Below are 11,872 nucleotides of genomic sequence, written 5' to 3' on the forward strand. Positions count from 1 at the left end.
AGTTCCGCAAAGACTTTGGTAGTTTCCTTTATCGGAATGGCTACACAAGAAGTGCCAGTTAAAGCAAACTTGAATATTGTATTAAAGTCTGATACAGAACAGCTTGAAGAGGTAATGGTGGTGGCTTATGGTACAGCGAAAAAATCTGCATTTACAGGTTCGGCTGCTACTATAAAAAATGAAAAAATAGCGACGAGACAAACTTCAAATGTGACAAATGCTTTGGCGGGTCAAGTAGCCGGAGTACAAACTACGAGTAATAATGGTCAGCCGGGCAAAGATGCTGAAGTGCGTATTCGTGGTATTGGATCTATATCGGCTAGTAACAAGCCTTTGTATGTGGTAGATGGAGTTCCGTATGATGGTGAAATTTCTGCTATCAGTACTTCTGATATAGAATCAATGACAGTGTTGAAAGATGCTGCTTCTAACGCTCTGTATGGTGCACGTGGTGCCAATGGTGTAATCTTGATTACTACCAAGCGTGGTAAGAGTGGGGAAGCCCGTGTCACTTTTGACGCTAAATGGGGTGTAAATAAACGTGGAGTACCTAATTATGAAACAATTACGGATCCGGCTACATTCTATGAATTAAACTATTCTTCTATTTATAATGCCGATTTGAAAGGATATGCGGCAGCCGGAGATTTGGCTAAAGCTAATGCGTACGCTAATCAAGCGATGCTTTCTTCTACATATTTGGGATATCAGGTGTATTCCATTCCTCAAGGACAGCAACTGATCGGTATGGATGGCAAATTGAATCCTAATGCGACATTAGGTTATTCTGATGGTACATATTATTATACTCCGGATAATTGGTCGGATGAAATTTTTGAAAATAACCTGCGTCAAGAGTATAATTTAAGTATCAGCGGTGCGACTGAAAAAATGAATTATTATATGTCGGCCGGCTATTTGGATGATAAGGGAATTGTTCCTAACTCTGGTTTCCAACGTTATTCTGCACGTTTGAAAGCTGACTATCAAGTGAAGCCTTGGTTGAAGATGGAAGGAAATGTATCATTTACTCATTATGATAGCCGTGAACAGGATACTGAGGGTGGTACATCAAATGCAAACATCTTTTATGCATCAAATATTATGGGAGCCATTTATCCTATGTATGTTCGTGATGCACAGGGTAATATTATGGTAGATAATCGAGGTTTCCTTCGTTATGATTATGGAAAGCCAGGACAAGATTCAAATGGTAGCCGTAATACGATTCCTAATGCAAATCCGTTGGCAAGTTATATGCTGGATAAAATGAAATATTCGGGTGATGTGGTTAGTGGAAAATGGTCTGCTGATATTGATATTTGGAATGGAATCAAGGCAAAAGTGAATATAGGTGTTGATGTAAATAATGTGCGTGCTACAGAGATGGTTAACCCCTTCTACGGACAGTATTCTGAAACTAGCGGAGTCGGAGGTTTGATCAGTGTATCTAGTGAGCGTACATTTAGTGTAAATCAGCAGTATTTATTGACATACAACAAAACATTTAATGATGTTCATAATGTGGATATTTTGGCCGGACATGAAAGTTATGACTATAAATATCAATATTTGTACGGACAACGTGAGAAATTGTATGATCCGAATGTTCCTGAATTAGGCAATGGTATTATGAACCAGAGCAATAATTCATATTCTCGTAATTATGCAACAGAAGGATGGCTGTTCCGTGCACAATATGACTATGATGGACGGTATTTTGTTTCAGCTTCTTTCCGTCGTGATGCTTCTTCTTGTTTTCACCCGGATAATCGTTGGGGTAACTTCTGGTCTGTAGGAGCTGGATGGTTATTAAGCAAAGAGAAATTCTTGGAAAACCAGTCTTGGATTGATATGTTGAAATTTAAAATCAGCTATGGTTTGCAAGGTAATGATAACTTGATGTTCCAAGGTGGTTTGTACCGTAACTACTATCCGTATCAAGACCAGTATACATTGGCAAACAGTAATGGCGATTTTTCAACTTCTCTATATTATAAAGGTAATAAGGAAATTACTTGGGAAACTTCACACAGCTTTAATACTGGATTTGATTTCGCTTTTTGGGGTGGTAAGTTAGGTGGTTCTGTTGAGTACTTCTCACGTAAAACAACCGATATGCTTTATTTCAAACCGGTAGCAGCTTCAATGGGTTATTCCCGTTTTCCTGAGAATGTGGGTTCAATGGTAAACCGTGGGGTTGAATTGGACTTGTATTCCAATATAATTGAAAACAAGAATTTTTCCTGGAATGTAAACTTTAATCTTACACATTTTAAGAATAAAGTCTTGGAATTATCTCCAGAACTGAATGGACAATTGATTGACGGTGCTCGGATTTATCGTGAAGATGAGTCTATGTACCAGCTTTATTTACCTAAATATGTAGGTGTGGATTCTGAAACAGGAGAGAGTCTGTGGGCGCTGGTGACTCCGGATGAGAATGGTAATACAGTTACGAAATCTTATTCTGTCGCTTCTGAAAACAGATTCGCATCAGGTGACATTTTACCTAAAGTTTATGGTGGTTTTGGAACAAGTGTCACAGCCTATGGCTTTGATCTCTCTGTTTCGTTTGCATATCAGCTTGGTGGACGTATTCTGGACTATACTTATCAAGGATTAATGGATGTGGCAGCCACGGGTAGTGCTTTGCATAAAGATATGTTAAAAGCATGGACTCCTGAAAATAAAAATACGGATGTTCCTCGTATGAATATTAATGACCAATATACGAACAGATTAACAGATCGTTTCTTGACTAGTTCGGATTATTTAAGCTTGCAGAATATTACATTGGGTTATACTTTGCCGAAGAGTCTGACACGTAAAATGCAGATTGACGGTGTCCGTGTATTCTTTGTTGCAGATAATGTGGCTTTGCTGACAGCTCGCAAAGGGTTGGACCCACGTCAAGGTTATGTGGCTGCTGACAATGTATATTCACCTATCCGCACAATTTCCGGAGGTATATCTTTAAATTTCTAATTTAGCAACCCATTTTTAAGAATATGAAATTGTCAAATAAATATATAGCATTTGCAAGTGTCGCTTTATTAATGGCATCTTGCGATTTGGATAAATTTCCTGAAGGAGATTACATATCTGAAGAACAGAAAGAAGATATAATCAATGGCAGACCTAATTTGATAACTGCTGAAGTGAACGCTATGGCAGCCAAATTAAATACTTTTGGTACGATTTCAGATGATGCCACTACTTATCATAATGACTATGGTATTCCTGCGGTATCTATGATATTGGAATCAGGAGGGCAGGATTTGGTTGCATTGGTTAATGGATATAACTGGTTTAATACATCTCAGAATTATAGTGACAGAGTATACGATAGTTCAAGCGATGAATTGATTTGGAAAACGTTCTATAATCACTTGAAAGCTGCAAACAATGTATTGAAATTGATAGCGGCAGATACGGAAGATTCTTCTTTGAAGGTTTATCGTGGCCAAGCTTTAGCTGCTCGTGCTTATGACTATCTGAACTTGGTTCAAATTTATCAGTTTACTTATGCAGGTCATGAAAATAGCCTGGCAGTACCTATTGTTACAGAAACAATGACTGATGAAGATATGCAGAATAATCCGCGTGCAACTGTACAGCAGGTGTATGACCAGATTATGAGTGACCTGAATACGGCTGCTGATTTATTGACCGGGTATGATAATGGCTCAAACAAAGATCAGATTGATGAGGCAGTAGTTTACGGATTGCGTGCTCGTGCTAATCTGTTAATGCAAAAATGGGCGGATGCAGCTAAAGATGCAGAACGTGCCATTGCTGGCGGTACACCTCAGACTTTAGCCCAGGTATCTACTCCTACCTTTAATTCAGCATCGGCAAGTTCATGGTTATGGGGAGTGATGATTACGCCTGATAATGATGTTGTCCAGACAGGTATTATCAACTGGCCTTCGCACTTGTGCTCTTTTACCGGGAACGGTTATACTTCAGGAGTGCCTGATGGATATAGAAAGGTGAATTCTGCATTATATGATTTAATACCCGAAACAGATATCCGTAAACAATGGTTCTTGTCTCCGGATAATAAATCTTCATTGATTGATAATGAGCAGATTGAGGGTACTTCCATCGTTGAATATTTTGGTTTGACTCCGTATGTAAATACAAAGTTCGGAGCTTATCAAAGTATATTTGGTAACACAACCAATGCGTCAGACTGGCCTTTGATGCGTGTTGAAGAAATGTATCTGATAAAGGCTGAGGCAGAAGCCATGGGTGGTAATCTGAGTGGCGGAAAGAGTACATTGGAAAATTTTGTACGGACATATCGGGATCCTTCCTTTACAAGTAAAGCTAATTCGGCACAGGATTTTCAGGATGAGGTTTGGTTGCAGCGTCGTATGGAACTTTGGGGAGAAGGTTTCTCACTGTTCGATATCCTACGCTTGAAAAAGCCGGTGGTTCGTAAGAATACGAATTATGACCCGTCTGTACAATATAATTCAGCAGCAGAAGCGCAGATCCTGATCTATCGGATTCCGCAATGTGAAATGGAAACCAATTCCGGAATCAGTGACACTGATAACAATCCGGCTGCTCCACAACCACAACTATAGGGAATAACTGTAATAAAAAAGAGGATGACGTTCAACGTTCATCCTCTTTTTTTGTTATATTTGTCGCGAACTTATTTAGATTGATAGATAAATGAAAGAATTTGTAATTTCTGAAGCACAGGTTGAAACTGCCATCTTAGTTGGTTTGATTACTCAGACACAAGATGAGCGTAAGACCAAGGAGTATTTGGATGAGTTGGAGTTCTTGGCCGAAACGGCCGGAGCAACAGTGGTGAAAAGGTTTACTCAGAAACTGCCTGCTGCCAATTCCGTGACCTATGTCGGTAAAGGAAAGCTGGAAGAAATCAAGGAATATATTCATCAGGAAGAGGAAAATGAGCGTGAAGTCGGAATGGTGATTTTTGATGATGAACTTTCTGCCAAGCAGATACGTAATATAGAAGCTGAACTGAAAGTGAAGATTTTGGACCGTACTTCGCTGATTCTGGATATTTTTGCCATGCGGGCTCAAACTGCAAATGCTAAAACACAAGTGGAGCTGGCCCAATATAAGTATATGCTGCCTCGTCTGCAACGTTTGTGGACTCACTTGGAGCGTCAGGGAGGTGGATCCGGTGCCGGTGGAGGTAAAGGCTCTGTGGGATTACGTGGGCCGGGTGAAACTCAGTTGGAAATGGACCGTCGTATCATTTTGAATCGTATGTCATTGTTGAAAGAACGGTTGGCTGAAATTGATAAACAGAAGTCCACTCAACGTAAAAACCGTGGGCGTATGATACGTGTAGCTTTGGTAGGGTATACCAATGTGGGAAAATCTACTTTAATGAATTTGCTTTCAAAAAGCGAGGTCTTTGCTGAAAATAAACTTTTTGCAACATTGGACACCACAGTACGCAAAGTGATTATTGAGAATCTGCCATTTCTGCTTACAGATACCGTAGGATTTATCCGTAAATTACCAACGGATTTGGTTGATTCCTTTAAATCAACCTTGGACGAAGTGCGTGAAGCTGATCTACTGATTCATGTGGTGGATATTTCTCATCCGGATTTTGAGGAACAAATTTCTGTGGTTGATAAAACGATTGCTGATTTGGGGGCAGGTGGAAAGCCTACCATGATTGTTTTTAACAAGATAGATGCTTATACCTATATAGAGAAAGCAGAGGATGATTTGACTCCTAAAACCAGGGAGAATATTACATTGGAAGAACTGATGAAGACATGGATGGCAAAATTGAATGATAATTGTATCTTCATTTCTGCCAGAGAGAAAATAAATATGGATGAATTGAAGACTATTATATATAATAAGGTGCGCGAGCTACACGTACAGAAGTATCCTTATAACGATTTTCTTTATCAAACCTATGATGAAGAATAAATACATATAGAAGATGAAAACTTATCGTTCACTTACACAAGAAGAAATACAACAATTAAAAGAGAGATCATGCACTGCGGTTGATTGGGATGAAATTGAAGTAGTAGAGAACTTTAAGACGGACTATATTTATCATACCCGTTTTTCCGGAAAGGTCAGATTGGGGGTCTTTGAAGATGAGTTTACGTTGGCAGGTGGCATGCGTAAACATTCCGGATTGTATCATGCGACTTTGCATAATGTAACGGTGGGCGATAATTGTTGTATTGAGAATATAAAGAACTATATAGCCAACTATATCATTGGGGATTATGTATTTATAGAGAATGTAGATATCATTCTGGTAGATGGCCGGAGCAAGTTTGGGAATGGCGTTGAAGTAGCTGTATTGAATGAAACGGGTGGACGTGAAGTGCCTATTCATGATCGTCTGTCAGCGCATCAGGCCTATATTCTGGCATTGTACCGTCATCGTCCTGAATTGATTTGCCGGATGAAAGCCATTATTGACCGGTATGCTGAAGAGAATGCTTCGGATACAGGTACTATTGGCCACCATGTTACCATTGTTGATGCGGGATATATAAAGAATGTACGAATAGGTGATTATTGTAAGATAGAAGGGGCGGGACGATTGAAAAACGGTAGCTTGAACAGTAATGAGCAAGCGCCTATTCATATCGGCTATGGAGTGGTATGCGATGATTTTATTATATCAAGCGGCTCCAATGTGGAAGATGGAACTATGTTGACCCGTTGCTTTATCAGCCAGGCATGTCATTTGGGACATAACTATTCTGCATCTGATTCTTTGTTTTTCAGTAATTGTCAAGAAGAGAACGGTGAGGCATGTGCCATTTTTGCCGGACCCTTTACGGTGACTCATCATAAGTCTACTTTGCTGATTGCCGGAATGTTCTCTTTTATGAATGCGGGTTCCGGCTCTAATCAAAGCAACCATATGTATAAGTTAGGTCCGATTCATCAGGGAGCTATGGAGCGTGGGGCGAAGACTACTTCCGATTCTTATATTTTATGGCCCGCACGTGTAGGTGCATTTTCTTTGGTTATGGGGCGTCATGTGAATCATGCCGATACTTCTAATCTGCCTTTTTCTTATCTGATAGAGCAGCAAAATACCACTTATCTGGTGCCAGGGGTGAATTTGCGGAGTGTAGGTACGATTCGGGATGCTCAAAAGTGGCCTAAACGTGACAAACGTAAAGATCCGAACCGTTTGGATCAGATTAATTATAACCTGTTGAGTCCCTATACTATTCAGAAAATGATGAAAGGGCGTAGTATTCTGAAAGAATTACGTAAAGTATCCGGAGAAACTTCAGAAACTTACTCTTACCAAAGTGCGAAAATTAAGAATTCTTCTTTAAATAATGGCATTCGTTTTTATGAAACGGCTATTCATAAATTTTTGGGTAATTCATTAATCAAGCGTTTGGAGGAGGTTCGTTTTAGCAGTGATGAGGAAATCCGTGCCCGGTTGATTCCTGATACAGAGATAGGGACAGGAGAATGGGTGGATATTTCCGGATTGATCGCTCCTAAAAGTGAAATAGAGAAGTTGATGGCAGATATAGAATCTGGAATCCTGACTAATGTGGATCAGATTCATGACCGTTTTGTTGAGATGCATCGTAATTATTATACATACGAGTGGACATGGGCGTATGGGAAGATGCTTGAGTTTTATAATCTGCGTTCCGATGAAATAACGGCAAAGGATGTTATTGCTATCGTGAAGAAGTGGCAGGAGGCTGTTGTCGGATTGGATAAAATGGTCTATGCCGATGCGAAAAAGGAATTTTCTTTGTCTGCTATGACGGGGTTCGGTGCAGATGGATCACGTGAAGAAATGGAGCAGGATTTTGAACAGGTGCGTGGGGTATTTGAAAGTAATCCGTTTGTGACAGCGGTATTGCAGCATATTGAAGCGAAAACAGCGTTGGGTAACGAGTTGATAGAACGGATTGCTTCTATATGATATTTTTGATGAGAGTATCCAGACTAAGATGAACCTTCGGAAAAGTTACAGATGGTAGTTACATATAAAAAGAGCCGTATGAATGCTGGAGTAGTCATACGGCTCTTGCTATTGGATGACATTTGAGCTTGTTGGGATACTTCCTTTTTATTTTTTTACCACAGGTAGTATAACTCTGCTTGCAGCTCCTTGCTGATGATAAATTTTGATCTTTTGTTTCATCACAAAATCTTCTACCGTACAATGATAGGTATCAATAAACCTTTGTGGATTGCGGTCAATAATGGGGAACCAGGAACTTTGAATTTGAATCATCAGTCTGTGTCCCGGCAGGAATGTGTGTGCCACATCATACAGTGTGTAATTAACCGGAGTTATTTCTTCCGGTTTGAAAGGCAGGGGATTGTCGAATCCCTTACGGAAGCGTCCTCTGAATAATTCGCCACGAATCATCAGCTGGTACCCACTCATTGGGTAGTCACTCTTTAAATAACTGCGTGCAGTTTTGGAATATTCAAATTTTTCAGGATATACATCAATTACTTTCACCATAAAATCAGCGTCAGTACTACTGATGGCAGTCATTAATTCCACTTCTATAGGACCGGCCAATGTTAATGTATCACATAGCGGCTCCGTCATGAAAGTAATGACATCGGGACGTGAAGTAGCAAAGCGTTGGTCATCTACCATGAATTCTTTTGTCCGGTAAGTGGTAGGGTTTGCCGTATAGGGTACCGGATGTGACATATCTGAAATATATTCTGAATAAGACTCTTGTTCTGCCGGTGCTTGTGTGGATACTGATCCGTTTTTATGTATATAATAAGGTGTACCGGCAGTCTTTTGTACAGGCCATTCGTTGTATGTTTTCCATTCGTTTTCACCTGTATGGAATATATTTACTTTATGCTTGGGCTTTTCTCCCTTTCCTTCCAGGAAATATCGGAAAAAAGGATATTCTATTTTGTCCATGTAATAAGCCGAAGTGCTTTTACCGAAATACAGATTACCGAAACCTTGGAACCCGCGTACTGTCCATGCTCCATGCCACCAAGGACCGAATGTCAGATATAAATCTGTGTCCGGTGATTGCTCTTTGATGGCTTTATAAAGATTCCAGGCTCCGTAACAGTCTTCGGAGTCATACAGTCCACCTACCACCAATATGGCTGGCTTCAAGTTATAACAGGAGGTGCGTGCATCGCGCTCTTTCCAGAAATCATCGAAATCAGGATGGTTTTTGATATCATTCCACAATGTCTGTGTGGTATCACGTACCAGGTCGTCTACATTCTTAAAGGTACCGAGTGCCAGAAAATCTGTGTAAACATCATTCTTTACAATTTGGTTCATCACTCCTTTTCCCATGTGGCGTCCTTCCAGTCTGGGAAGGAAATTAGTGGTTTGCAGCAGGGTGAAGGCTCCGTTGTGATGACGGTCATCTCCACGGAACCAGTCAGTAACGGGAGCTTGCGGAGAAACAGCTTTCAAAGCCGGATGATTGGAGGAGGCTGTCATAGTGGCATAGAAACCATCATAACTGATTCCCCATGTTCCTACATTTCCGTTATTATATGTGTTGTGAATCAACCATTCTATGGTATCGTATGTGTCCGTAGCTTCGTCTATATTCTTTTTATCTTTCTTACCCTTTTTGTTTTTGTTGAGAGGGCGTACTTGGATAAATATTCCTTCACTCTTATGTCGTCCACGTACATCTTGGAAGACGATAATATATCGGTGCTCTATATAGTTTTTCAGATTAGTTCTGAAATGACGGTCAAATCCTTCTCCGTATGGGGAACAAGAGTAAGGGCTGCGGTGCATCAGGATAGGATGCTGCCTGCTGTTGTCTTTCGGTTCGTAGACAGCGGTGTAAAGCTTGATTCCGTCACGCATGGGAATCATGACTTCCCGTTTCGTGTAGATTTCCTTCAGTTTGAGTTCGATACTGTCCGGTTGGTTTTTTGCTTGGGTTTGTGTCCATCCTCGAGGGATGAGAAAGCATAACAGTAATGAAGTAATAAATAAGAATTTGCCTAATCTTTTCATGTATAATGTGATGTTATTTTAATGAGTTGGCAAAGGTAAGGACATTCCTTGAAAGTTTTCACGCTAATTAAGGAAAAATTTCGATAATAGTTACTACCTTTGTCACACTAATAACTTTTAACTAAAATAAGTATCAATATGGCAACACCTCCGTTCCACTATCAGCACATGTTCCCGTTGGGACCTGATAAAACCGAGTATTATTTGCTGACTAAAGATTATGTGTCAGTAAGTGAGTTTGAAGGAAAACCTATCTTGAAGATTGAAAAAGAAGGTCTGACTGCTATGGCTAACGCTGCTTTCCGTGATGTTTCTTTCTTGCTTCGCCGTTCACACAATGAACAGGTTGCTAAGATTCTGAGTGATCCCGAAGCCAGTGATAACGATAAGTATGTAGCATTGACTTTCTTGCGTAATGCGGAAGTTTCAGCTAAAGGCAAATTACCTCTTTGTCAAGATACGGGTACTGCTATTATCCATGGTGAGAAAGGTCAGCAGGTATGGACCGGCTATTGTGATGAAGAAGCCCTTTCCTTGGGAGTTTATAAGACTTATACGGAAGAAAATCTTCGTTATTCTCAGAATGCTCCTTTGACTATGTACGATGAGGTGAACACCAAATGTAACCTGCCTGCACAAATTGATTTGGAAGCTACTGAAGGTATGGAATACAAGTTCCTTTGTGTGACTAAAGGTGGTGGTTCGGCGAACAAGACCTATTTATATCAGGAAACGAAAGCTGTATTGAATCCGGCTACATTGGTTCCTTTCCTTGTTGAAAAAATGAAGACTTTGGGTACGGCTGCTTGTCCTCCTTATCATATTGCATTTGTAATCGGTGGTACATCGGCAGAGAAGAACTTGCTGACTGTTAAGCTAGCTTCTACTCACTATTATGACGAGTTGCCTACTACCGGTAATGAATACGGGCGTGCTTTCCGCGATGTGGAACTGGAAAAACAAGTATTGGAAGAAGCTTATAAGATTGGCTTGGGTGCACAGTTTGGTGGTAAGTATATGGCTCACGATGTCCGCATCATCCGCTTGCCTCGTCACGGTGCTTCTTGTCCTATCGGTCTGGGCGTTTCCTGTTCTGCTGACCGTAATATAAAATGTAAGATCAATAAAGATGGTATCTGGATTGAAAAGATGGATGATAAACCGGGTGAGCTGATTCCGGCAGAACTCCGTGAAGCCGGTGAAGGCGATGTGGTTAAGATTGATTTGAACCAACCGATGGCGGATATCCTGAAAGAATTGACCAAGTATCCGGTAGCTACCCGTCTGTCATTGAACGGAACCATTATTGTAGGTCGCGATATCGCTCATGCTAAATTGAAAGAGCGTTTGGATCGTGGCGAAGATTTGCCGCAGTATATCAAAGATCATCCTATCTATTATGCCGGTCCGGCAAAGACTCCGGAAGGTATGGCTTGTGGTTCTATGGGTCCCACTACAGCAGGACGTATGGACCCGTATGTGGATTTGTTCCAGTCACATGGCGGTAGCATGATAATGTTGGCAAAAGGTAATCGTAGCCAGCAGGTAACGGATGCTTGTAAGAAGTATGGCGGTTTCTATCTGGGCTCTATTGGTGGTCCGGCTGCTATCCTTGCTCAGAATAATATCAAGAGCATTGAGTGTGTGGAATATCCGGAATTGGGTATGGAAGCTATCTGGAAAATTGAAGTGGAAGATTTCCCGGCATTCATTTTGGTGGACGATAAAGGTAATGACTTCTTCAAGCAGTTGAAGCCGCGTTGCCTTGGAAATTGTAAATAATTAAATTATTCCGTAATAATACTAATACAGCCTTCCTCCCTTTAAAGGCGAGGGGGCTGTTCTGTTTTTTATTTAATTGGTGTTATCCGTTAC

The 11,872-nt window shown here is 40.6% G+C and carries 6 protein-coding genes; 5 read left to right on the forward strand and 1 reads right to left on the reverse strand.

The window, feature by feature from the left end:
• Positions 1-15: 15 nt before the first annotated feature.
• The 4 genes from AB5062_RS19505 (at position 16) to AB5062_RS19520 (ending at position 7,942) form a co-directional block, all read left to right on the forward strand.
• The gene (locus AB5062_RS19505) at positions 16-2,988 is read left to right on the forward strand and encodes a TonB-dependent receptor (RefSeq protein WP_117848897.1); all 2,973 of its coding nucleotides are present in this window, start codon (positions 16-18) and stop codon (positions 2,986-2,988) included.
• A 23-nt stretch (positions 2,989-3,011) separates the two neighbouring features.
• On the forward strand, positions 3,012-4,598 hold the full coding sequence (locus AB5062_RS19510) for a RagB/SusD family nutrient uptake outer membrane protein (protein WP_005839819.1): 1,587 nt from the start codon (positions 3,012-3,014) through the stop codon (positions 4,596-4,598).
• Positions 4,599-4,689: 91 nt separating this feature from the next.
• Positions 4,690-5,943, forward strand: coding sequence for a GTPase HflX (hflX, locus tag AB5062_RS19515; protein ID WP_005839821.1), 1,254 nt, complete (start codon positions 4,690-4,692; stop codon positions 5,941-5,943).
• 13 nt (positions 5,944-5,956) lie between these two features.
• Positions 5,957-7,942, forward strand: a complete 1,986-nt coding sequence (locus AB5062_RS19520) for a DUF4954 family protein (RefSeq protein ID WP_005839823.1) — start codon at positions 5,957-5,959, stop codon at positions 7,940-7,942.
• Between the two features lie 147 nt (positions 7,943-8,089).
• Here AB5062_RS19520 and AB5062_RS19525 read toward each other — a convergent pair whose 3' ends face one another.
• Complete coding sequence (locus AB5062_RS19525) at positions 8,090-9,997, reverse strand: CocE/NonD family hydrolase (protein WP_005839825.1); 1,908 nt, start codon at positions 9,995-9,997, stop codon at positions 8,090-8,092.
• A gap of 138 nt (positions 9,998-10,135) precedes the next feature.
• Here AB5062_RS19525 and AB5062_RS19530 point away from each other — a divergent pair, with 138 nt between their 5' ends.
• On the forward strand, positions 10,136-11,779 hold the full coding sequence (locus AB5062_RS19530) for a fumarate hydratase (RefSeq protein ID WP_005839827.1): 1,644 nt from the start codon (positions 10,136-10,138) through the stop codon (positions 11,777-11,779).
• Positions 11,780-11,872: the final 93 nt, after the last annotated feature.

Source organism: Phocaeicola sp. RTP21359st1_B8_RTP21360_211022, assembly GCF_040911965.1.
Lineage (GTDB): Bacteria > Bacteroidota > Bacteroidia > Bacteroidales > Bacteroidaceae > Phocaeicola > Phocaeicola vulgatus.

Coding starts and splice junctions, on each gene's coding strand:
- AB5062_RS19525 (WP_005839825.1), bottom strand. CDS start 9,997: ATGAAAAGATTAGGCAAATTCTTATTTATTACTTCATTACTGTTATGC.
- AB5062_RS19520 (WP_005839823.1), top strand. CDS start 5,957: ATGAAAACTTATCGTTCACTTACACAAGAAGAAATACAACAATTAAAA.
- AB5062_RS19530 (WP_005839827.1), top strand. CDS start 10,136: ATGGCAACACCTCCGTTCCACTATCAGCACATGTTCCCGTTGGGACCT.
- hflX (WP_005839821.1), top strand. CDS start 4,690: ATGAAAGAATTTGTAATTTCTGAAGCACAGGTTGAAACTGCCATCTTA.
- AB5062_RS19510 (WP_005839819.1), top strand. CDS start 3,012: ATGAAATTGTCAAATAAATATATAGCATTTGCAAGTGTCGCTTTATTA.